Here is a 21,942-nt window from a genome sequence, read left to right on the forward strand (position 1 = left end):
GCTGGCTCTTCAGGTTTGCGCGGCGGCTTTCTCGGCGTCGCGCCGATCGCCCTGGAGCGCCTGCAAGCCGGACAGCTCTCTGCTTGCCATGACCAGGCGATTCCCGATGGCCGCCCCGCGCGCTGGGCCAAGCCGCAATTCGATCGCGGCAGCGCTGATCGCCGCCACAGGCCGATCGTTCGTGTCGAAAACGGGTACGCCGACCGCCCAACTGCCCTCCACCACCAGTCCGGGTTGCAGGCAGTAGCCGAGCGTGCGCGTTTGATGGATCAGCTCCCAAATGGCGGCGTCGGTGCATCGAGGGAAGCGCGCCGCCCTGACTTCTGCATTGCGTGCCAGCACGTCGAAGACCTCTTCGTCCGACAAGGCTGCAAGAAGGGCGGCGGCGCCGGCACCCACGCCCAACAACCAGCGGTCGCCAGCCTTGATGAGTTGATTGCGAATGGGATAGTCGCCTTCATCACGCGACAGGCAGATCGCTTCATGGCCGTGCAGTACCGAGAAGAGCACCGTGTCCCCGGTTTCCAATGCGACCCTGCGCAAAAGGGGCGCCGCCAGTCGCTGCAGTTCGAAGCTGGGTTCGGCCGCGAGTCCCACCGCAAAGGCTTCCGGCCCCAGGCGGTAGCGACCCGAGACAGGGTCGTGCAACACAAAGCCCTCGTCCATGAGTGCACGTGTCAGACGAATGGCGGTGGCCTTGTTCAGGCTCACCCGCCTGCCTATATCGCTCACGCGTATTCCGCCCGGGCCGACACGCGTCAACAGTCGCAACACCGACAAGCCACGGCGAAGAGTCTGTGCTCCTGCAGTCTCGATTCTTCCGCCATCCATATCAGTGCAAACCCTTCATCCTCGGTTCATATGCTGACGCATTAAGTTTCTAATCTGGCGCTCTATTCGGCGCGGACTGGTTGCCCCCTCCTAAACTTTGAGTCTCGTCACTACGACTCGCAAGTGCTGCAAACAATTGCGCCGCATAGTAATCCACCGAGCGCCCTGGCTCGACACCAAAAGACACTGCACATGCCAACTGCACACATCATCGGCTGGGGGCACACGCCCTTCGGAAAGCTCGACCAGCTCGACATAGAGCAGATGTTTCGTGACGCCGCGCTTCCCGCAATGGCGACTGCCGGACTTGAGCCCAAAGACATCGACGGCATATTCGTCGGCACCTTCAATGCCGGATTCGTACCGCAAGACTTCAGCGCGTCGATCGCGGCAGTCGCCATCCCGGCATTCCGGTTCACCCCGGCGGTGCGCATGGAGAACGCCTGCGCCACGGGTTCTGCCGCGATCTGGGCTGCACTCGATGCGCTTGAAAGCGGTCGTATGAAGCGGGTACTCGTCGTCGGCTTTGAGAAGATGAACACGCTGCCGAACAACGAGATCAGCGCGGTGCTTCTCAAGTGTTCTTACGTCAAGGAAGAGGGCAGCGAGCCGGGAGGCTTTGCTGGAGTGTTCGGAAAAATCGCGGCGACCTATTTCGAGCGTTTCGGCGATCAGTCCGATGCCCTCGCGGCAATCTCTGCAAAGAATCACATCAATGGTGTTCGCAATCCCTATGCGCACATGAAACGCGATCTCGGCTTCGATTTTTGTCGCACGGTGTCCGACAAGAATCCGTTCGTCGCCGGACCCCTCAAGCGCTCGGACTGCTCGCTGGTGTCGGATGGCGCCGCGGCACTCGTGCTGTCGATGGAGCCGGTGGGCAACGCGCAGGTCGCTCCCGTGCGCTGGCGCTCACGCACGCAGGTCAATGATTTCCTTCCCCTGTCGCGCAGGGACCCGACGCGCTTCGAAGGTGCAACCCGGGCATGGGGCAGGGGCCTTGCCGCGGCCGAGTCACAACTAACCGACCTGCAATTCGTGGAGACGCATGACTGCTTTACCATCGCGGAACTGCTCGAATACGAAGCCATGGGGCTGGCGCCGCACGGGCAAGGTGCGCGGGTCATTCTGGATGGCGTGACACGTATGGACGGCCGGCTGCCCGTGAACCCCTCGGGCGGCCTGAAGTCGCGCGGTCACCCGATCGGTGCCACCGGCGTGTCGCAGCACGTCATGGCTGCAATGCAGTTGTCCGGGACTGCCGGGGACATGCAGGTGCCGAACGCGCGAAGGGGCGCGGTGTTCAACATGGGCGGCGCTGCAGTGGCCAATTACCTGAGCGTGCTCGAAGCGGTCTGATCGATGCACCCGGCTCAAGTCATGAACCTCGGCCAATTGCTGACGCAAACGGCCCGGTTGTTTCCGCAACACGCAGGTCTGATCCAGGGCGACGAGACCTGGACCTGGAAGGCAATCCACGCGCGGGTCGACGCCATGGTGGCGGCATTGCGCCACCAGGGCATGAAGAAGGGCGACAAGATCCTCGTGCAGTCCCGCAACAACCTGCAGTTGTTCGAAAGTTGCTGGGTCGCCTTTCGCCTCGGTTGCGTCTGGGTACCGACGAACTTCCGCCTGACGCCACCCGAGATTTCGTACCTCGGCGCATCGAGCGGTGCACGCCTCATGATCTACGAGTCGGATTTCGCGATGCACGTCGACGCCGTGCGTGCGGCATCGGATGCGCTGGAGTTGGTGGTCTGCATCGGGAATCCGCGTGCCGGTGAGAGTTCGTACGAGGGACTCGTCCAAGAGCACGCAGCAGACTCGGACGAGTCTGGCGGATCGGTCGAGTGCGCCGCAGTCGCTTACGACGACCCGTTGTGGTTTTTCTATACCTCGGGCACGACCGGCAAGCCCAAGGCGGGCATCCTCACGCACGGACAAATGGCTTTCGTGGTGACCAACCATCTTGCCGAACTGATTCCGTGCACCACGGAAAAAGACTGTTCGATCGCGGTCGCGCCGCTCTCGCACGGCGCCGGAATCCATGCGCTGCTCAATGTGGCCCGGGGTGCCGCTACCGTCATGATGCCGGGCGAAAGGCTGGATCCGGAGTCGTTCTGGCAACTCGTCGAGCGGCATGCAGTGAGCAACGTCTTCACCGTCCCGACGATCGTCAAGATGCTGGTCGAACATCCGGCCGTCGATCGTTACGATCACTCTTCACTCCGCTACGTCATCTATGCCGGAGCACCGATGTACCGGATCGACCAGAAACTTGCGCTCGGCAAACTGGGCAAGGTGCTGGTGCAGTACTTCGGTCTCGGCGAGGTCACCGGCAACATCACCGTCCTCACTCCCGACATGCACTCGGCGGACGACGACGACCCCAACGCCAACATCGGATCCTGCGGTCGGGCCCGAGTGGGCATGGAGGTCGCGATTCTGGGCGCAGGGTTTCAGCGTGTCGCAGCTGGCACCGTCGGCGAAATCTGCTGCCGTGGCCCTGCTGTTTTCAATGGGTATCACGACAACCCGGATGCCACGGCCAAGGCACTGCAAGGTGGCTGGTTCCATACGGGCGACCTGGGCCGGATGGACAGCCGCGGGCTGCTCTACATCACCGGCCGCGAATCCGACATGTACATCTCCGGCGGGTCCAACGTGTACCCGCGTGAAGTCGAAGAGGTCCTGCTCACGCACCCGGGCGTCGCCGAGGTCGCCGTGCTGGGCGTACCCGATTCCAAATGGGGAGAAATCGGCGTTGCGGTGATCGTTCGCGGGGCCTCGGCGAGTCCGGTCGACGAACAGGCCCTGCTGGCCCACCTCGATGGCCGATGCGCAAAGTACCGCTGGCCACGCCGGATGTTCTTCTGGGACGCCTTGCCGAAGTCGGGCTACGGCAAGGTGACCAAGAAGGATGTCTTGCGGCTTCTCACCGAGCGCGGCGACATCGCTCCGTCTTCCTGATCATGGCCGCGTTGCGATAAGGAATACGCATGAAAGATGGTCGTTGAGCAATCGAATGAAAGACAAAGTCGTCATCGTCAGTGGTGCCGGCTCTTCGGGACCCGGCTGGAGCAATGGGAAAGCGGCGGCGGTGCTCTATGCGAGGGAAGGCGCACAGGTTTTCGCAGTCGACTCACGACTGGAGGCGGCACAGGAAACGCAGGCTCTCATCGAAGGCGAGGGCGGCACCTGCATGACGTTCAGGACCGACGCTTCCGTGAGTGCCGACATGAAGCAGGCGGTCGAAGCCTGCATCGGTCGGTTCGGTCGCATCGACGTGCTGCACAACAACGTGGGAATCGTCGAGGTGGGCGGGCCGGTCGAGACTTCAGAGGAAAGCTGGGACCATGTCATCGCGGTGAACCAGACCAGTGTGTTCCTCGCCTGCAAGCACGTGTTGCCGCACATGATCGAACGACAGTCCGGTGCCATCGTGAACATCGGCTCCGTCGCCGCCGTACGTTGGATCGGCTTTCCCTACATTGCTTACAGCGCCGCCAAGGCTGCGATCGTTGCCATGACGTCGAACATCGCAGTCCAGTACGCCGCACAAGGCATCCGTGCCAACTGCGTGATGCCAGGCTTCATGAACACTCCGTTGATCCGCGCGCCCCTGCTCAAGACATATGGCGGCGACATCGATTCGATGATCGAACAGCGCGACAAGCAAGTGCCCACCGGAAAGATGGGAGACGCATGGGACACCGCCTATGCAGCGCTCTATCTGGCATCGGATGAAGCCCGCTATGTGACCGGAATTCAATTGACAGTCGACGGCGGACTCAGCGCCCGATGTGCATGACAGCGACTAAAAAAAATAACCACGACAACCACGATAAACCAGGAGACAAGAAGATATGCAAACCTCACGCCGCACCATTCTCAAGACCGCCACGACCATCGGCCTGATCGGCCTTGGCAGCAAGACCGCGACCGCACAAAACGGCACCTTCAACTTCAAGGTCGGGACCAATGTTCAGAACACGCACCCGATCTTCATTCGCCTGAATGAGGCGACAGAGAAGATCAAGTCCGAAACCGATGGCAAGGTGATCGTGCGCGTGTTTCCTAACGGGCAACTCGGGTCGGACACCGACATGTTGAGCCAGGTGCGCTCCGGTGGGCTGGACTTCCTCACCCTGGCGGGCGTGATTCTCGCCAACCTGGTGCCGATGGCGTCGCTCAACAGCGTGGGCTTCGCGTTCCCGGACTACCCCAGTGTCTGGAAGGCGATGGACGGCGACCTAGGCAATTTCATTCGCCTGCACATCACCAAAGCGAATCTGCATGTGTTCGACAAGGTGTGGGACAACGGCTTTCGTCATGTCACTTCGTCCAAACTGATCAACACACCGGCCGATCTCAACGAACTGAAGATTCGCGTCCCGGTCAGTCCATTGCTGATGTCGTTGTTCAAGACGCTCAAGGCGTCGCCGACCGGCATCAACTTCAACGAGCTTTACAGCGCACTCCAGACCAAACTGGTCGATGCGCAGGAAAACCCGCTTCCCATCATCCAGTCCGCAAAGCTTTATGAAGTGCAAAAGAACTGTGCGCTGACAGGCCATATCTGGGACGGCTACTGGATGCTGGCCAACAACCGGGCATTCGAAAGTATGCCGGTCGCGTTGCGCGAGATCGTGACCAAGAACTTCAATGCGGCTGCCATGGTCCAGCGCGCCGACAGCGAAAAACTGGCGGTGTCGTTGCAACAGGAACTGGCCGGCAAAGGACTTGTTTTCAACAAGCCGGCGATCGAGCCGTTTCGCGTGGCGCTGCAACAGGGCAAGTTCTATTCGGAGTGGAAGGGAAAGTTCGGCGACGAGGCCTGGGCCAAGCTCGAGGCAGCGGTCGGCAAGCTGGTGTGACGGGAGCAGGACATGAACACCCAGGTCTTGTCCCCGGAGTTTGTTGCGCGACCGCCGCTGCGGCCCCTGGCGGCCCGGCTGGATCAGGCTTTTTTCAGCGTCATCGAGAACGTCGCCGCGCTGTTGCTCATCGGCGAGATCTGCATCCTGTTTGCCGGCATCGTGGCGCGCTATGTTTTTCATGCGCCGTTGATCTGGTCGGACGAACTCGCTCAGATGATGTTCATCTGGCTGGCGATGCTGGGCGCCGTGATCGCGTTGCGGCGCGGCGAGCACATGCGAATGTCGACCTTCGTCAACAACGCATCGCCAGGCACCCGTACGCTGCTCGAGACGGTGGCCATCATCGCGGCCATCGTCTTTCTCGGCTGCATTCTGGTTCCGGCCTACGAGTACGCGGCAGACGAGCAATTCATGATGATGCCCGGCCTGGAGTTGTCGAGTTCATGGCGGGCAGCGGCGTTGCCGGTCGGCATGTTCCTGATGTTGCTCGCGGGGTTGCTTCGACTTGCCGTCGTCGCTGAATGGAGGGTGATCCTGACTTCGCTGGTGCTGATCGGTGTGTGCGCTGCGGCCCTCATCCTGGCCAAGCCGCTGTTCGGATCTCTGGGTAACGTCAACCTGGTGATCTTCTTTGTCTTCATGATCGCGGGATGCGTGTTCGCCGGCGTGCCCATCGCGTTCTCGTTCGGACTCGCCACGTTGAGCTATCTGGCGTTGACCACCACGACACCGCTGGCAGTGCTGGTGGGGCGCATGGGCGAAGGCCTGTCGCATCTGATCCTGCTGGCGGTGCCCATGTTCGTTTTTCTCGGGCTGCTGATCGAGGCGACCGGCATGGCGCGACGCCTCATCGGTTGCCTTGCTTCGATGATCGGGCATGTCAAGGGCGGACTCTCTTACGTGCTGGTCGGCGCCATGTACCTTGTGTCAGGAATTTCAGGATCCAAGGTGGCCGACATGGCGGCCATCGCCCCCGCGCTCTTTCCGGAGATGCGCAAACGCGGGTCGAAGCCGGGTGAGTTGGTGGCGCTGCTTTCTGCGACGGGCGCACAGACCGAGACCATTCCGCCGAGCCTGGTGTTGATCACGGTCGGCTCCGTCACCGGCGTCTCGATTACCGCGTTGTTCGCGGGTGGCATGCTGCCGGCCGTGGTGGTCGGCCTGCTGCTTTGCGTGGTCGTCTGGCATCGACACCGTCACGAAGACCTTCGGCATATCTCCCGCAGCACCAAGGCGCAGATCGCGAAGCACCTCCTTGCAGCCTCGCCTGCCATCGCGTTGCCCTTCGTCATCCGGTTTTCCGTCGTCGAGGGCATCGCCACCGCCACTGAAGTTTCGACGATCGGCATCGTCTATTCGATGGCCGTCGGCCTGTTGATCTACAAAGAGTTCGACTGGAATCGGCTCAAGCCCATGCTGCTCGACACGGCTGCGCTTTCCGGCGCGATCCTGTTGATCATCGGCGCGGCCACCGGCATGGCGTGGGCGCTGACGCAATCGGGTTTCTCCACCAGTCTTGCCGAGGCGGCGATGGCGCTCCCCGGTGGCAAGTGGACGTTCCTGGCCGCGTCCATTGTCGGTTTCATCGTTCTCGGCAGCGTGCTCGAAGGCATTCCCGCCATCGTGCTTTTCGGGCCACTGCTGTTTCCGATTGCCCAGCAAGTGGGGCTTCAGGAGGTGCACTACGCCATGGTGGTCATCCTGGCGATGGGCATCGGATTGTTCGCTCCGCCATTCGGTGTGGGCTACTACTCTGCGTGCGCCGTGAGCAGGATCGATCCGCAAGAAGGACTGCGGCCGCTGGTGGGGTATATCGTCGCACTGGTCATCGGCGTCGTGGTCATCGCGGCCGTTCCCTGGTTCTCCACGGCATTCCTGTAACGCACGGGCGACCCGGCGCCCGCCCTCGAAGCGCCGGGTTTTTACGCTTTTTTTACGGCCCCTGGCCGACTCCATTCCCCGTTTTTATGTGCCCCTGCCGAGACTGACCGCCATGTCTCGAAACAGGAGTGACTGAATGGACTTCGTATGGATTGCCGCCCTCGCCGTGTTCTGGCTGGGAATGGTCGGCATGGTGAACGGGTTGCACAAGCTGCAATCCGCCAAGGGTGAACAGGGAGCGCGCAAATGATCAGTCTCGAAGTGCTTTACGGCTTCGGCGGATTCATCGCGATCGCGTTGTTCGCCTATCTTGTCTACGCCCTGATCCGCGCAGAGGAGTTTTGACATGACCACCTCCGCATGGACCCTGCTGGTGGTCTTTCTCGTTTTACTGGGCGTGCTGGCTTGGCCGCTCGGCCGCTTCATGGCCGCGATGTGCGACAGCCGCTTGCCGCGCTGGATGCAGCGCGTCGAAGCGCCGTTGTACGCGGTGGCGGGTACGTCGCCTGACCAGTCGATGCACTGGCGCACCTATGCGCTGGCGCTGGTTGCTTTCAACACTCTCGGCGCGATCTTCGTCTACGGCTTGCAGCGCCTGCAGGCCGTACTGCCGTTGAACCCGGCCGGCATGGCAGAGGTGTCACCGGATTCGTCGTTCAACACGGCGGTCAGCTTCGTGAGCAACACCAACTGGCAGGGCTACGCCGGCGAGTCGACCATGAGCTATCTCACGCAGATGCTCGGCCTCACGGTGCAGAACTTTCTGTCGGCGGCCACCGGCATCGCCGTCGCGTTTGCATTGGCACGCGGCTTCGCGGCGCGGCGCACCGACGGCAAGGGCCTGGTCGGCAACTTCTGGGTCGACCTGACGCGTATCACCGTGTGGTTGTTGCTGCCGATCTCGTTCGTCATCGCGATGGTGCTCGCGGGCCAGGGCGTCATCCAGAACTTCGACGCTTACAAGACCGCGACGACGATCGAAGCACAGGCTTACCAACAGCCCAAGCTCGACGCCGGCGGTCAGCCCGTCAAGGACGCCGCTGGCGCTCCGGTGCTCGAAGACGCCAAGACCACCACGCAAACGCTCGCCATGGGTCCGGTCGCTTCGCAAGAAGCCATCAAGATGCTCGGCACCAACGGTGGCGGCTTCTTCAACGCCAACTCGGCGCACCCCTACGAGAACCCGACGGCGCTTTCCAACCTCGTGGAGATGCTGGCGATCTTCCTGATCCCGGCGGGGCTGTGCTTCACCTTCGGCCGCGTCGTGGGAGACCGGCGCCAGGGCTTCGCCGTGCTCGCGACGATGACGGTGTTGTTCGTCATCGGCGTGCTGGTCATGCTGCCGGCCGAGCATGCGGGCAACCCGTTGCTGACGTCGCTCGGCGTCGACCAGGCATCGAGTGCGATGCAGGTCGGCGGCAACATGGAAGGCAAGGAAACGCGCTTCGGCATCGATGCGTCGTCCCTCTTCGCCGTCATCACCACAGCCGCATCTTGCGGTGCCGTCAACGCGATGCACGACTCGCTCACGCCGCTCGGCGGCATGGTGCCGATGGTGATGATGCAGCTCGGTGAAGTCGTCTTCGGCGGCGTCGGCACCGGCCTGTACAGCATGCTGATCTTCGCGATCCTCGCAGTGTTCATCGCCGGCCTGATGATCGGTCGCACGCCTGAATACCTCGGCAAGAAGATCGAGGCGCACGAGATGAAGCTCACCTCGATCGCCATTCTGGTTACGCCGATGCTGGTGCTCGCAGGCACCGCCATCGCGGTCATCGCGGGGGACGGCAAGGCCGGCATCGCCAACCCTGGCGCGCACGGTTTCTCGGAAATCCTGTACGCGCTGACATCGGCGGGCAACAACAACGGCAGCGCCTTTGCCGGGCTTTCGGCCAACACGCCTTTCTACAACGGGCTGCTCGCGGTCGCGATGTGGTTCGGCCGCTTCGGCGTGATCGTCCCGGTGCTCGCCATCGCGGGTGCCCTCGCTGCCAAGAAGCGTTTGCCGGTGACCGCCGGAACCATGCCCACGCACGGGCCGCTGTTCGTGACTTTGCTGATCGGCACCGTGCTGCTGGTCGGCTTGCTCAACTACGTGCCTGCGCTCGCGCTTGGGCCGATGGTCGAGCACCTCATGCTCTGGAAATAAAGGCTCGCCCCCAGGTCGCTGCGCACTGCGTGTCGCGACTTCCACGCCCTGACCGGGGGCAACACCAGCGGCCTGGCAAAGCCAGATCCGCGGTGTTCCTGGAAAAGACCTCATGGACAATTGATATGCAAATCCGATCTTCCCTTTCTCTCTTCGATGGTGCGCTCATCAAGCCCGCACTGTGGTCGTCGGTGACCAAGCTGAGTCCGCGCGTGCAATGGCGCAACCCGGTGATGTTCATCGTCTACATCGGCAGCATCCTGACGACGCTGCTCTGGCTGCATGCGCTGACATTTCCGGGTGACACCGGCATGCCGCCGGCGTTCGTGCTGGCCGTGTCGATCTGGCTCTGGTTCACCGTGCTCTTCGCCAACTTCGCCGAAGCGTTGGCCGAAGGCCGCAGCAAGGCGCAAGCCGCTTCCTTGCGCGGTTTGCGCAAGGACACCTGGGCCAAGAAGCTGCAGCAGCCGCACTACGGCGCGGCCTTCCTGCCCGAGCAGGCGCCCAACCTGCGCAAGGGTGACGTCGTGCTCATCGAGAGCGGCGACGTGGTGCCGCTCGATGGTGAAGTCATCGAAGGCGTGGCCTCGGTCGACGAAAGCGCCATTACCGGCGAATCGGCACCCGTGGTGCGCGAATCGGGCGGCGACTTCTCGGCTGTGACCGGTGGCACACGCGTGCTGTCCGACTGGTTGGTGGTGCGCATCTCGGTCAACCCCGGCGAGTCGTTTCTCGACCGCATGATCGGCATGGTCGAGGCTGCCAAGCGCCAGAAGACGCCGAACGAGGTCGCCCTCACCATCCTGCTGGTGGCGCTCACGCTGGTGTTCCTGATGGTCACCGTCACGCTGCTGCCGTACTCGGTGTTCAGCGTGGCCGCGGCCGGTACCGGCACGGTGGTGTCGCTCACCGCGTTGGTCGCGCTGCTGGTGTGCCTGATCCCGACGACCATCGGCGGCCTGCTGTCGGCGGTCGGTGTGGCCGGCATGAGCCGGATGATGCAAGCCAACGTCATCGCCACTTCGGGCCGCGCGGTGGAGGCCGCCGGCGACGTCGACGTGCTGTTGCTCGACAAGACCGGCACCATCACGCACGGCAACCGCCAGGCCAGCGCTTTCCTGCCGGCTGCGGGTGTCCGGCCCGAGCGGCTGGCCCGCGCCGCAGTCGTCGCCTCGCTGGCGGACGACACGCCCGAAGGCCGCAGCATCGTTGAGCTGGCACGCCGCCAGAACGTGTCAGATGCCGGAGTCGAAGGCGCGACCTTCGTGCCCTTTACCGCGCAAACGCGCATGAGCGGCGCCGACCTGCCGGCCGCGGCCAACAGTCTCGACGTCGACACCATCGCCATGCGTAAGGGTGCGGTGCACGCGGTGCAGAAGTACGTGGAAGCGCTCGGCGGCACGATGCCGCCCGATGTGTTGCGCGCATCCGAAGAAGTGTCGCGTCGTGGCAGCACGCCGCTGGCCGTGTCCGAAGGCAACCATGTGCTGGGCATCGTCGAGCTGAAAGACATCGTCAAGACCGGCATCAAGGAGCGCTTTGCCGAGCTGCGCCGCATGGGCATCAAGACGGTGATGATCACCGGCGACAACAAGCTCACTGCGGCTGCCATCGCAGCCGAAGCCGGCGTCGACGACTTTCTGGCCGAGGCCACGCCGGAAGACAAGCTCGCGCTCATCCGCCAGTACCAGGCCGACGGCCGGCTGGTCGCGATGACCGGCGACGGCACCAACGATGCACCGGCACTGGCGCAAGCCGACGTGGCGGTGGCGATGGGCAGCGGCACGCAGGCCGCGAAAGAGGCCGCCAACATGGTCGACCTCGACTCCAATCCGACGAAGCTGCTCGAAGTGGTGGAGACCGGCAAGGCCTTGCTGATGACGCGCGGCTCGCTCACCACGTTCTCCATTGCGAACGACGTGGCGAAGTATTTCGCCATCATCCCGGCGATCTTCGTGTCGACCTATCCGCAGCTCGGCGCGCTCAACGTGATGCGGCTCGCCAGCCCGTCGTCGGCCATCCTGTCGGCGGTGATCTTCAACGCGCTGGTCATCGTCTTCCTGATCCCGCTGGCGCTCAAGGGCGTGCGCTACCGGCCCGTCGGTGCGGCTGCGCTGCTGCGCCGCAACCTCGCGATCTATGGCCTCGGCGGCCTCATCGTGCCCTTCGTCGGCATCAAGCTGATCGACTGGATCCTTGTTGCCGTGCACCTCGTCTAAAGCGTCTCCAGGACTCATCATCATGAAAAACATTCTTCGTCCCGCGCTGGTTCTCTTCGTCTTGCTCAGCGCCCTTACCGGGCTGCTCTATCCGCTGGTCGTGACCGGCGCCGTCAAGGCGGTGTTCCCGGTGCAGGCGGCGGGCAGCATCGTCGAACGCGACGGCGTGGTCATCGGCTCGACGCTCATCGGCCAGAACTTCAGCGACCCCAAGCACTTCTGGGGACGCCCGTCGGCCACCTCGCCGATGGCCTACAACGGCGCGGCTTCGGGCGGCTCCAACCAGGGTCCGCTCAACCCGGCGCTGGTCGACGCGGTCAAGGGGCGCGTCGAAGCTCTGCGTGCTGCCGATCCTGGCAATACCGCGCCAGTGCCGGTCGATCTGGTGACCGCATCGGCCAGCGGGCTCGACCCACACATCAGCCCGGCCGCCGCGAGCTACCAGGCGGCCCGCGTGGCACGTGAGCGCGGCCTGCAACCGGCGCAAGTCGAGCAACTGGTCGCCTCGCACACCGAAGGCGCGCTGTGGGGCTTTTTGGGCGAGGCGCGCGTCAACGTGCTGGCACTCAACATGGCGCTCGACGCCGCCAAGTGAGGAGCACCTGTCATGGCCTATGCCGCTTATCGAGAGAACAATGGTGTCCCGCGAATCTCGCATGCCACGCCCCGCAACGCGACCGCGTTCTGCGTGCTCGACGTGACCGTCGCCTGCGCAGATGCCGCCTGCGTGCGGCGTAACGTCGCGCAGGTCGACGACACCGGCGTGGTCCGGTGCGAGCCGCTGCTGCACGACGACGGCACGCAAGAGAGCGTTGCGCCCCGCGTGCGCTTGATGATTCGCTTACCGATCACCCGCTACACCGAGCTGCTGCACCGCTTGATCGAGTGCGTGCCGTCCGGTGAAATCGGTCGCTTGGTGAGCTGGCGCGAGCACCTCGCCCGTTGCGGGTTGCGCGATGGCCGATAGCACCTTGGCGCAAGATATCTTGCACGGGCTGCTGGCCCTGGCGGCGTTGATGCTGCCGCTGTTGTTCGCCTGGTTCGTGCTGTCGCGCACCGCAAGGCGGCACAGGCACCCGAAGCGCAAGGACGAGTCGATGCGCTAACCTGCCCGCTCGCTGCCCACCCCGGATTCATGCAAGACCACACCCGCCCCGACCCCGACGCATTGATCGCCCAGATGCGCAACGACGAGGCGCGCGCCAGGCGCGGCAAGCTGCGCATCTACTTCGGCGCCAGTGCCGGTGTCGGCAAGACCTGGGCGATGCTGAGCGCCGCGCAACGCGAGCGCACGGCGGGCCGCGACGTGATGATCGGCGTGGTCGAAACGCATGGTCGCAGCGAGACCGCGGCGCTGCTGGTCGGGCTCGACACGCTGCCGCTCAAGCAGTTGCCGTACCGCGACCGCACGCTCCCCGAGTTCGACCTCGACGCCGCGCTGGAGCGCAAGCCCGCGGTGTTGCTGGTCGACGAACTGGCCCACACCAACGCGCCCGGGTCGCGCCATGCCAAGCGCTGGCAAGACGTGCAGGAGCTGCTGGCCGCCGGCATCGAGGTCTGGTCCGCCCTCAACGTGCAGCACCTGGAAAGCCTGAACGGCACGGTCGGCGCCATCACCGGCGTGCGCGTGCACGAGACCGTGCCCGACACTGTGCTCGACGAGGCCGACGAGGTGGTGCTGGTCGACGTCACGCCCGACGAGCTCACCGCGCGACTGGCAGCCGGCAAGGTCTATTTGCCCCAGCAGGCCGAGCGCGCGGCGAAGAACTTCTTTCGCAAAGGCAACCTGATCGCGTTACGCGAGATCGCGTTGCGACGCACCGCCGAGCACGTCGAAGACGACATGCGCGGCTGGCGCGTGGAGCAGTCCGGTGCGACCGCGCTGCAGGCGTGGAACACCTCGGGCGCCATCCTCGCCTGCGTCGGTCCGCACGAAGGCTCTGCGCAAACCGTGCGCACCGCCGCGCGACTGGCCGGCCAGCTCAACGTGCGCTGGCACGCCGCGTATGTCGAAACACCGCGGCTGCAACGGCTCGACGCGGCGCAGCGCGACCGCATCCTCGCGGTGCTCAAGCTGGCCGAAGAACTCGGTGCCGCGACAGCGGTGCTCACCGGCGCCGACATCGCGCAGCAGCTGACGGCCGAAGCGCAGCGGCTGAACTGCGCCACGATGGTCATTGGCCGACCCGAGGCCGCGACAGGATGGCGCCTCCTGGTGTCTCGCATGTGGCTTCAGCCTGCGTTGGCGCTTTCATTGGCCGAGCAGGCGCCGGCGCTCGACATCGTTGAAGTCGGGCGTGCCGACAGCACGCGCCGACTGGCCTGCGCGCCCCTCGGCCTCGGCCACCGGGCTGGGAACGGCGACCGCGACGATGGCAGCGACAGAAACGACGCGGCCGATGACGACGACGATGCCGACCGGCCGCGCGCCCAATGGCCCGGCTATGCGCTGGCAGCGGCGAGCAGTGTGGCGATCACCCTGGTCGCGACGCCGCTGCTCGGCGTGCTGGAACTGACCAACATCGTCATGCTTTTTCTGCTGGGCGTGGTGGGCATCGCGATGCGCTTCGGGCGGGGCCCTTCAGCCTTGGCGGCGCTGTTCAACGTGGCGGCGTTCGACTACTTCTTCGTGCCGCCACGGCACTCCTTCGCGGTCAGCGACGTGCAGTACGTCGTGACCTTCGCGGTGATGCTGGGCGTTGGCTTGTTGATCGGCCAGTTGACCGCGGGCTTGCGCTTCGCAGTGGGCGTGTCGACCAGCCGCGAGCGGCGCGCGCAGTCGCTGTTCGAGCTCACGCGCGAACTGTCGGCCGCCCTGGAAAGCACGCAGGTGGTGGCGCTCGGCGCCGCCGCGGTGCAACGCCATTTCGGCGGTCGGGCTCTCGTATTGGTGACCGACGCGACCGACCAGCTTGTGCGCCCGCTGGCGCCGCCGCCCGGCTTCGACGCGAGCGTGGCCGACTGGGCGTTTCGGCAAGGCCAGCCGGCTGGCCTTGCGACCGCCACGCTGGCCGCGCAGCCCTGGCACTACGTGCCGCTGAAGGCGCCGATGCGGGTGCGCGGCGTGCTCGCGCTCGAACCCGCGCGGCCGCGCTGGCTGCTCATCCCCGAGCAGGCGCAACAGCTCGCCACGCTGGCGCGGCAGATCGCGATCGCGCTGGAGCGCGTGCACTACGTCGAGGTCGCGCAGGGGGCGGTGGTCGAGATGGAATCCGAGCGCCTGCGAAACGCCTTGCTCGGCGCCATTTCGCACGACGTCCGCACGCCGTTGACCGCGTTGATCGCGCTGGCCGAGTCGCTGCAAACCTTGCCGCCCGACCAGCATGCCGAGGCTGCCCGCGCCATCGTCGCGCAGGCGCGCCAGCTGCATGCGTTGGTTAACAACCTGCTGGACATGGCGCGGCTGGAGAGCGGTGGCGGCGCCGTCAATTTGCGGCGCGATTGGCAGTCGGTCGAAGAAGTGATCGGCTCTGCCATTCGGGCGGCACGACCCGCGCTCGGCGACTGGCCGGTGCTTACCGCGCTGGCGCCCGACCTGCCGCTGGTCGAATTCGATGCGGTGCTGATCGAGCGCGTGCTGGTCAACCTGCTGGAGAACGCTGTCAAGTACGGCGCGCAGCCGGTGGTCGTGAGCGCCACCGTCACGCCCGTTTCGCTGGTGCTGACGGTGCGCGATCACGGCCCCGGTTTGCCCGCCGCCCTGCACGGCAACGAGCAAACGCTGTTCGACAAATTCACCCGCGGCCAGGCCGAGTCGGCCACGCCGGGCGTCGGGCTGGGCCTGGCGATTTGCAAGGCGGTGGTGAGTGCGCATGGGGGTGACATCGCTGCGATGAATGCGGTCACTGATGCCGAAGGTGGTGGCGCAGAATTCACCGTCACCCTGCCGCGCCGTGCGCCGCCAGCACTGCCCGAACTGCCATCGTCATGAGCACCACGCCTCGTCCCCTGCAACCCACCGCCATCGTGATCGAAGACGAGCCGCAGATTCGCCGCTTCGTGCGGGGCGCGTTGGAAACGGAAGGCTGGCTGGTGCACGAAGCCGCGACGCTGCGCGATGGCCTGGCCGCCGCCGGAACGCGCCAGCCCGACCTGCTGGTGCTCGACCTCGGCCTGCCCGACGGCGATGGCGTGACGTTGATCCGCGATGTGCGCGGCTGGTCGGGCGTGCCGATCATCGTGCTGTCGGCCCGCACCGACGAGGCCGACAAGATCGCCGCACTCGACGCCGGTGCCGACGACTACCTCACCAAGCCCTTCGGCACCGGCGAACTGCTGGCGCGCGTGCGTGCCAACCTGCGCCGGCCGCGCGCGGGGAGTGCAGGCAGTGACGAGCCCGAGGCGCTGTTTCGCTTCGGCGAGATCGAGGTCGACAGGGCCGCACGGCTGGTCCGGCGCGCGGGTGCCGAAGTGCATCTGACGCCCACCGAATACCGCCTGCTGACCGTGCTGGTCGCGAACGTCGGCCGCGTCATCACGCAGCGGCAGTTGCTGCGCGAGGTGTGGGGCCCGTCGCATTCCGACCAGAGCCACTACCTGCGCATCTACATGGGGCATCTGCGGCAGAAGCTGGAAGCTGATCCGGCGCAGCCGCGGCATTTGTTGACGGAGACGGCTGTGGGGTATCGGTTGGTGGCTTAGGGGCCCATCCACGGCTTCGACATCGTGACGATCTGCGCGGTGTTCTTGGCCTAGCGCCGGTAGCGCACATGGGTGAAGCTGAACTGCTGCTTGATCACATGGAACGAATGCGCGACCTTGGCACCCATGCCGGCGCTGGCAAAGCTGCGTTGGTTTATGCCGGACACCCTGCGAATCTCATCCTCTGGTGCATGCGTTTGGCGTGCAGGAATCGGTCAGTTGATCAGCGTGTCTCTAACTTGCCGGCTTCACTTTCGGCTTCTTGATCTGATCGGTCGCGGTCCTGAGTAATCACATGGTGGGTCGCGGTTGAGCTACCGAATTAATGGCCAGCAGGTCTGCAGCCGAGTCCAGACCGCGCACCGCGCTGGTCCACCATTTCGAAAAAGAATCGCAGCGCCGATCGACTGTCGGAAAGAGGGTGGGTGCCGTCTCACATTCGGCCCAGCTCGCCAGCCATGGCGCAAGGTGAGGCTCGTCGATGCTGCGCACGCTGCGGGCGACTTTCAATGCGGTGCCGATGGCGGCCGCATCTCCATGCCAGCGTTCGGTCGTCAGTTCTGCCATCCGGCTGCCGACGAAGTGCCAGCGCCTTGCATCCCAAGGCCATGCACGGTGAAATTCGTCAAGATAGAAGCCGATCACTACCGCGTCCGGGGGCAATGCAGTCGACAAGTCACCCAGGCTCCAGGGGTGTACGAGCCAGACATCGCGACCCGCGATGGCGGCGGCGCTGGGAGCGGTCGCGCCGAGCTCATCGGGCGGCTTCGATCGGATGTCCGGCTCCGGCCACGGTGGACTGCGCCGATGTGCATGGTTTTCTTTCATACCCTTCAACGCTGGTGCACGGGCGATGCGGTCGAGCGCCTCGTAAGACGTATCGATCACGCTGCCTGGGCTGTGCCACGAAGCCGGTGCGTAACGGGCTACGTTCTCGGCATTGAAAAGGTAGGGCTTGCCGCTGCCGGTGCCAGCGACCCACTGCCAGCTGAGGTGGTTGCTGGCCAGATCGCCATCGAGCAGGTGGCCATAGAGCCAATCGGCACCGGCACGCCAGTGGACCTTGCGCATATGAACTACATAGCTGGCCAACCACATGCGTGCATGGTTGTGCAGCATGCCTGTGGCATAGAGCGTGCGCACCGCTTCGTCGACCACCGGCACGCCCGTACAGGCCTGCCGAATGTCGGCCGGCAACTCTTGGGCATAGCCATCGTCCGGCAGCAGGCCCTCGTGCAGCGAATTCAGAATGGCATCGCCGCGGTGCTGCCAGACATGACGGAAGTAGGCGCGCCAGCCGAGCTCGAAAACAAATTTATGCTGCACGTCGAGCGTATGCCGCTCGCACACGCCGGCCAGCACGTCTGCTTGTGTGGCAAAACCATGAGTGATGTACGGGGAAAGACCACTCACAGCGCCGTCGAGGGAGTTGCGTGTCCGGGCATAGACGGCAGGCTGCACGGCAGCGATGCGGGCTTTTGCGGCGGCGATCGTCGGGATAAATTCGTTGTTCATGCACGCTTGGTCTATATGGTTAGCCCAGCCGGCAACGTCATGTCGCGCTGGTCAGTGACGGTCGGGACCAGGCCGACGGGCACGCGAGTTCATCGGACTGAACAGGTCTGTCCCGTCGAAGAAAACTGATCGGTATACGACATCGTGTTACCTTGCTCGGACGACGTGTCCGAAGTAAAGCGCCCCATTCGGACCCGCTATGTCATGGTGTTTAAACCCTGTCCGTACATTCGAGTCCGTGTAATTTTGAGCGCCAGCTTGCGTGATCTCGGGCCCGTCTTCAGCCAGCGCGGCGGCCGACTTGAGAGACGGTCGCACGATGGCAATATGACCAGGTTTCCTTGGGTTGGGACTTTCATACGAAGCCACCACTAATTCCCCGGCATTGCTCAGGCTCTGTGCTTGCTGGGCGGTCCCTATCGGATACCAGCCGGCTTGTTCGCCAGCAGCTCGGCCGAACCAGGCGGTTTGCGCACTCGCCAGTAAAACCGGGCTGTGCTCGGGTGGACGCAGCATGTAGACGTCAAGCCGTTTGCCGATGGCGGCGGCATACGCGCTGCAATGAGAGGTGTAGCCCGGCGCACCGGCTTCGGGCATTCCGGTCTCCCAGTTCACATGCGCGTGGGGCAACCATAGGTGCTCCACATCCGACTGATCGAGCACTCCGAGTAGCTTGGTTCCGACATCGCTGATCGGTCCGCAGCAAGGCTCAATGTGGTTCGAGCGTTCATTGGTTGGGTTCACCTCGCCTTCAGATAGCTGCGCAGCTGCAGCGAGCCCGACATGAACAATTCCCGCGGTGGAAAGCAGCAAAGCGGCAGGCCAGAACTTCAAGGTTTTCATACTTCTCAAATCAGTTGAGGTCGGAGTCTGCCATTGGACATACACCCGACCTTCTAAAGAGACGCTGAAGTGTGGGCATCGGCAGATTGAACGGACTCAACAGCCGTGCCGAGTTGCTGGCAGCCGCTTGTATCGCGCCTGAACTTGAGCCGCGTGGTGGCGTCGGGCACCGATTCGCGCGGCAGATGGATGCCCACGAAGTCGCGCATTGATTGGCTTTCGTACAGGGCATCTTCCAGCGCTTCGTCGGCCAAGCCGCACCGCTGCTGGAGACAGTACAGCGGCAGCAAACGACCACTCGTGGGGTCAGCGGCTCCCTAATTCTTCTACCGAGTGGATTAGCGTGAGCCGCGTTCAGTGTCCAAGATGCTTTCCGAAGAAGCTGGCGATCTCGTCGAACGCTTCTTTTGTCTCAGGCACACGATCGTCGAATTGATATTGGGCATGCGATTGCCCCTCAAAGACGACCAGATCGGCGGGTACGCCTGCTCTACGCAGCTCGCGGTGAACCCGCACGGTATTGCTCAACAGAAGGTCGCGCGTTCCTGTGGTCAGTATTGCGGGAGGGAAGCCGTGCATATCGCCATAGACCGGAGAGAGTAACGGATCCTTCAAGTCGTGACCTTTGGCGTAAATCAGAGTCCCGGCGTCGCAGAAGCCGTCACGGGACACAAGAATATTGTCGACCTTCTCGTTTGTGTAGAAGCTGTCGCCGGTCTTCGTCACGTCAGACATCGGCGTTCCAGGAGCAATGGCGCCCGGTACGGGGAGTCCTTGCGCCTGCGCGCTCAACACCATTTCGAGTGTCAATGCGCCACCGGCCGACGTTCCAAAAAATGCGACATTCTTTGAAGGCGTGTTTTTCAAAACGGCCTTGTAAACGTTCACCGCGTCATCTAGCGCGGCGGGGAAATAAGCCTCCGGAGGCATGCGATAGTCGACGGAAATAACTTTGTAGTGCCCGAAGCCAGCCATCATGATGGCCTCAGTTGTGCCGGATTCGCCGGGAAAAAGAACATAACAGCCGCCGTGCACGTGGATCAGAACCTTGTCGCGGTTTTCTGGTGGAATTGCATCGGGCGTAATGGTGAATACTTTGACGCCATCGACTGTTGACGCCGTTGACTTTACGTGCAGCCGTTCAAGCATCCCCGGAATTCCTTTGACGGCGTTAGCGGCCTGGACATCCGCATACTTTCTTGCCTCGTCACCGGTTTTCCAAAGCTTGTCCCAATCTGGGTTCAGCGGCGCTGCAATAAATGCTTGCATGCCGGTGCTGATGCCTGCAGTCGGTACGGGCAAGCTTTTGGCAGGGACCTGTAGTGGTGAAGCGATATCGACTGCAAAAGCATGCTGGGCAGCCAGGATCGAAGCGGCCAAAAATATTGTCTTTATGGTGCTCATGCGAGGTCTTTCGTTCTGGGAAAATTGATTTCCTGCAGTCGCGAAGAAAACTGTGCATCACGGTTTGACTTCAACAGATCGCGCTATCTGCAGATTGATATTCGTACTGGCTTCTCTATTGGCTCGTGTCCGTAACACTCGCTTCTAGGCCGTATCGAAGGGGCCAGATCGGCGCCCGTCGTCGACGGCACTCATTGACTATGGGGCCGCCGGGACTTTTTCAACGGTAGCGGTAGTTAAGCAATGGTTAACGTGTGTTTAACAATAAAGACGTGTTGGCGCCGGCAGCAAATTGACCTCACCGGGGGTCAAGATTCAACCGGCGCAGACCGGTCAAGCCTTACCGCTTCAGTCCACGCCCGCCACCGGCGCTTGGCGAATCGAATTCGCACTTCGTCGCAAGGCACGCGACCGCCTGCAAGACCGTGCAGACAATCGCCGACGTCGTCTCCACTGAAGGCCATCACCTTGAATACGCATACATCCAAACTGCTCGCTGTTGCCGTCGCCATTGGCACCACCATCGCACTCACACTCGTCGGCACCTGCGCGTATGCAGCCGGCTTCCAACACGGCTTTGCCGCCGATCCTGATGGCAAACCTTTGGAGATCGGCATCTGGTACCCGAGCGAGGCTGCGGCCCAGCCGGTGACGATGGGGCCGACGACGATGAGCGTCGCGGTCAATGGCCTGGTGCAAGGCAAGGCGCTGCCGCTGGTGGTGATGTCGCATGGAAACGGTGGCTCGTTTCTCGGGCACTACGACACGGCCATTGCGCTGGCCGACGCGGGCTTCGTCGTTGCGGCCGTCACCCACACGGGGGACAACTACAAAGACCAGAGTCGCGCCACCGACGTGATGGACCGGCCGCGACAAATGAGCAGGGTGATCGACCACATGCTGTCGACCTGGGATGGTCGCGGCACCATCGATGCATCGCGCATCGGCATGTTCGGCTTTTCATCTGGCGGCTTCACCACGCTGGCGAGCATTGGAGGCATCCCTGATTTTTCAACGATCGGGCCGATGTGTCGCCAGTACCCCGGCGACTTCGCATGCCAGCTGATCGCCAAAAGCGGCAGTGGCCATGTCACCGCACCACCGGCGTCCGCCATCGCCCTTGCGGCCGACCCTCGCATCAAGGCCGCGGTGGTGGCCGCACCCGCACTCGGTTTCACGTTCGCTGCGGATGGGCTCAAGGACGTCAAGGTGCCCGTGCAGCTCTGGCGCGCCGAAGACGATCTGATCCTCCCGCACCCGCGCTATGCCGAAGCGGTGCGTCTCGCGCTGCCGGACGCGCGGCAGATGCTGGACTATCACGTCATCCCCAACGCCGGGCATTACGACTTTCTGGTGCCCTGCAGCAGTGCATTGGCGTCGATCGCGCCCACCATCTGCAGCAGCGCTCCCGGCTTCGATCGGGCAGCGTTTCACGCCAGCTTCAACGCGGCGGTCGTGGGCTTTTTGAGCAGGGCGATAGGCGTCGGTTCGCGCAGCTGATCCGTCCGATCGCCACGGCGAGGGTCCATCGAGCACATTCCGCACTTGCGGCGGATGCGCAGGGGCTACGCCGCATGGA

18 protein-coding genes and 1 pseudogene are annotated in these 21,942 nt (G+C 63.5%); 14 read left to right on the forward strand and 5 right to left on the reverse strand.

All coding sequences use genetic code 11. The features are described from left to right. Positions 1 to 9 precede the first annotated feature (9 nt). Positions 10 to 831: an IclR family transcriptional regulator gene (locus tag QN397_RS05685; protein WP_323500324.1), complete on the reverse strand. Its 822-nt coding sequence runs from the start codon at positions 829 to 831 to the stop codon at positions 10 to 12. 192 nt (positions 832 to 1,023) lie between these two features. Here QN397_RS05685 and QN397_RS05690 point away from each other — a divergent pair, with 192 nt between their 5' ends. From QN397_RS05690 to kdpE, 13 genes are all read left to right on the forward strand, one after another. Further along, a complete protein-coding gene (locus QN397_RS05690; protein ID WP_323500325.1) occupies positions 1,024 to 2,190 on the forward strand; it encodes an acetyl-CoA acetyltransferase in 1,167 nt (388 codons plus the stop codon). Positions 2,191 to 2,193: 3 nt separating this feature from the next. Continuing rightward, positions 2,194 to 3,801 (forward strand): acyl-CoA synthetase, encoded by a 1,608-nt coding sequence (locus QN397_RS05695; RefSeq protein WP_323500326.1) that lies wholly within the window; start codon positions 2,194 to 2,196, stop codon positions 3,799 to 3,801. Between the two features lie 55 nt (positions 3,802 to 3,856). Continuing rightward, complete coding sequence (locus QN397_RS05700) at positions 3,857 to 4,642, forward strand: SDR family NAD(P)-dependent oxidoreductase (protein WP_416352308.1); 786 nt, start codon at positions 3,857 to 3,859, stop codon at positions 4,640 to 4,642. Between the two features lie 55 nt (positions 4,643 to 4,697). Further along, positions 4,698 to 5,708: a TRAP transporter substrate-binding protein gene (locus QN397_RS05705; RefSeq protein ID WP_323500328.1), complete on the forward strand. Its 1,011-nt coding sequence runs from the start codon at positions 4,698 to 4,700 to the stop codon at positions 5,706 to 5,708. Positions 5,709 to 5,720: 12 nt separating this feature from the next. Beyond that, positions 5,721 to 7,592 (forward strand): TRAP transporter large permease subunit, encoded by a 1,872-nt coding sequence (locus QN397_RS05710; RefSeq protein ID WP_323500329.1) that lies wholly within the window; start codon positions 5,721 to 5,723, stop codon positions 7,590 to 7,592. A 246-nt stretch (positions 7,593 to 7,838) separates the two neighbouring features. Then, on the forward strand, positions 7,839 to 7,937 hold the full coding sequence (kdpF, locus tag QN397_RS05715) for a K(+)-transporting ATPase subunit F (RefSeq protein ID WP_187054148.1): 99 nt from the start codon (positions 7,839 to 7,841) through the stop codon (positions 7,935 to 7,937). A 1-nt stretch (position 7,938) separates the two neighbouring features. Next, the gene (gene kdpA, locus QN397_RS05720; protein ID WP_323500330.1) at positions 7,939 to 9,741 is read left to right on the forward strand and encodes a potassium-transporting ATPase subunit KdpA; all 1,803 of its coding nucleotides are present in this window, start codon (positions 7,939 to 7,941) and stop codon (positions 9,739 to 9,741) included. A 125-nt stretch (positions 9,742 to 9,866) separates the two neighbouring features. Then, the gene (gene kdpB, locus QN397_RS05725; protein WP_187054150.1) at positions 9,867 to 11,960 is read left to right on the forward strand and encodes a potassium-transporting ATPase subunit KdpB; all 2,094 of its coding nucleotides are present in this window, start codon (positions 9,867 to 9,869) and stop codon (positions 11,958 to 11,960) included. A gap of 22 nt (positions 11,961 to 11,982) precedes the next feature. Then, positions 11,983 to 12,555, forward strand: coding sequence for a potassium-transporting ATPase subunit KdpC (gene kdpC, locus QN397_RS05730; protein WP_323500331.1), 573 nt, complete (start codon positions 11,983 to 11,985; stop codon positions 12,553 to 12,555). 12 nt (positions 12,556 to 12,567) lie between these two features. Beyond that, positions 12,568 to 12,927, forward strand: a complete 360-nt coding sequence (locus tag QN397_RS05735) for a hypothetical protein (RefSeq protein ID WP_187054152.1) — start codon at positions 12,568 to 12,570, stop codon at positions 12,925 to 12,927. Continuing rightward, positions 12,917 to 13,066 (forward strand): hypothetical protein, encoded by a 150-nt coding sequence (locus tag QN397_RS05740; protein ID WP_323497094.1) that lies wholly within the window; start codon positions 12,917 to 12,919, stop codon positions 13,064 to 13,066. The genes QN397_RS05735 and QN397_RS05740 overlap by 11 nt, the downstream gene beginning before the upstream one ends. 29 nt (positions 13,067 to 13,095) lie before the next feature. Then, positions 13,096 to 15,891, forward strand: a complete 2,796-nt coding sequence (locus QN397_RS05745) for a DUF4118 domain-containing protein (protein WP_323500332.1) — start codon at positions 13,096 to 13,098, stop codon at positions 15,889 to 15,891. Continuing rightward, positions 15,888 to 16,601, forward strand: a complete 714-nt coding sequence (gene kdpE, locus QN397_RS05750; RefSeq protein ID WP_323500333.1) for a two-component system response regulator KdpE — start codon at positions 15,888 to 15,890, stop codon at positions 16,599 to 16,601. The genes QN397_RS05745 and kdpE overlap by 4 nt, the downstream gene beginning before the upstream one ends. 291 nt (positions 16,602 to 16,892) lie before the next feature. Here the strand turns inward: kdpE and QN397_RS05755 are convergent, their stop codons facing one another. The 4 genes and pseudogenes from QN397_RS05755 to QN397_RS05770 all read right to left on the reverse strand — a co-directional run bounded on the left by QN397_RS05755 (position 16,893) and on the right by QN397_RS05770 (position 20,363). Next, on the reverse strand, positions 16,893 to 18,116 hold the full coding sequence (locus tag QN397_RS05755; protein WP_323497090.1) for an FAD-binding domain-containing protein: 1,224 nt from the start codon (positions 18,114 to 18,116) through the stop codon (positions 16,893 to 16,895). 147 nt (positions 18,117 to 18,263) lie between these two features. After that, positions 18,264 to 18,959, reverse strand: a complete 696-nt coding sequence (locus QN397_RS05760) for a hypothetical protein (protein WP_323500334.1) — start codon at positions 18,957 to 18,959, stop codon at positions 18,264 to 18,266. 134 nt (positions 18,960 to 19,093) lie between these two features. After that, a pseudogene (locus QN397_RS05765) lies at positions 19,094 to 19,252 on the reverse strand (transposase); the annotation flags it as partial. Between the two features lie 61 nt (positions 19,253 to 19,313). Then, a complete protein-coding gene (locus tag QN397_RS05770; RefSeq protein WP_323497086.1) occupies positions 19,314 to 20,363 on the reverse strand; it encodes an alpha/beta hydrolase in 1,050 nt (349 codons plus the stop codon). Between the two features lie 468 nt (positions 20,364 to 20,831). Between QN397_RS05770 and QN397_RS05775 the strand changes: the two genes are divergently transcribed. Then, a complete protein-coding gene (locus QN397_RS05775; protein ID WP_323497085.1) occupies positions 20,832 to 21,863 on the forward strand; it encodes a dienelactone hydrolase in 1,032 nt (343 codons plus the stop codon). Positions 21,864 to 21,942: the final 79 nt, after the last annotated feature.

The organism is Variovorax sp. RTB1, assembly GCF_035018765.1.
Taxonomy (GTDB): domain Bacteria; phylum Pseudomonadota; class Gammaproteobacteria; order Burkholderiales; family Burkholderiaceae_C; genus Variovorax.

Bases quoted from the DNA above. Each gene is read 5' to 3' on its own strand.
- QN397_RS05685 (WP_323500324.1), bottom strand. From the start codon at position 831: ATGGATGGCGGAAGAATCGAGACTGCAGGAGCACAGACTCTTCGCCGT.
- QN397_RS05690 (WP_323500325.1), top strand. From the start codon at position 1,024: ATGCCAACTGCACACATCATCGGCTGGGGGCACACGCCCTTCGGAAAG.
- QN397_RS05695 (WP_323500326.1), top strand. From the start codon at position 2,194: ATGCACCCGGCTCAAGTCATGAACCTCGGCCAATTGCTGACGCAAACG.
- QN397_RS05700 (WP_416352308.1), top strand. From the start codon at position 3,857: ATGAAAGACAAAGTCGTCATCGTCAGTGGTGCCGGCTCTTCGGGACCC.
- QN397_RS05705 (WP_323500328.1), top strand. From the start codon at position 4,698: ATGCAAACCTCACGCCGCACCATTCTCAAGACCGCCACGACCATCGGC.
- QN397_RS05710 (WP_323500329.1), top strand. From the start codon at position 5,721: ATGAACACCCAGGTCTTGTCCCCGGAGTTTGTTGCGCGACCGCCGCTG.
- kdpF (WP_187054148.1), top strand. From the start codon at position 7,839: ATGATCAGTCTCGAAGTGCTTTACGGCTTCGGCGGATTCATCGCGATC.
- kdpA (WP_323500330.1), top strand. From the start codon at position 7,939: ATGACCACCTCCGCATGGACCCTGCTGGTGGTCTTTCTCGTTTTACTG.
- kdpB (WP_187054150.1), top strand. From the start codon at position 9,867: ATGCAAATCCGATCTTCCCTTTCTCTCTTCGATGGTGCGCTCATCAAG.
- kdpC (WP_323500331.1), top strand. From the start codon at position 11,983: ATGAAAAACATTCTTCGTCCCGCGCTGGTTCTCTTCGTCTTGCTCAGC.
- QN397_RS05735 (WP_187054152.1), top strand. From the start codon at position 12,568: ATGGCCTATGCCGCTTATCGAGAGAACAATGGTGTCCCGCGAATCTCG.
- QN397_RS05740 (WP_323497094.1), top strand. From the start codon at position 12,917: ATGGCCGATAGCACCTTGGCGCAAGATATCTTGCACGGGCTGCTGGCC.
- QN397_RS05745 (WP_323500332.1), top strand. From the start codon at position 13,096: ATGCAAGACCACACCCGCCCCGACCCCGACGCATTGATCGCCCAGATG.
- kdpE (WP_323500333.1), top strand. From the start codon at position 15,888: ATGAGCACCACGCCTCGTCCCCTGCAACCCACCGCCATCGTGATCGAA.
- QN397_RS05755 (WP_323497090.1), bottom strand. From the start codon at position 18,116: ATGAACAACGAATTTATCCCGACGATCGCCGCCGCAAAAGCCCGCATC.
- QN397_RS05760 (WP_323500334.1), bottom strand. From the start codon at position 18,959: ATGAAAACCTTGAAGTTCTGGCCTGCCGCTTTGCTGCTTTCCACCGCG.
- QN397_RS05770 (WP_323497086.1), bottom strand. From the start codon at position 20,363: ATGAGCACCATAAAGACAATATTTTTGGCCGCTTCGATCCTGGCTGCC.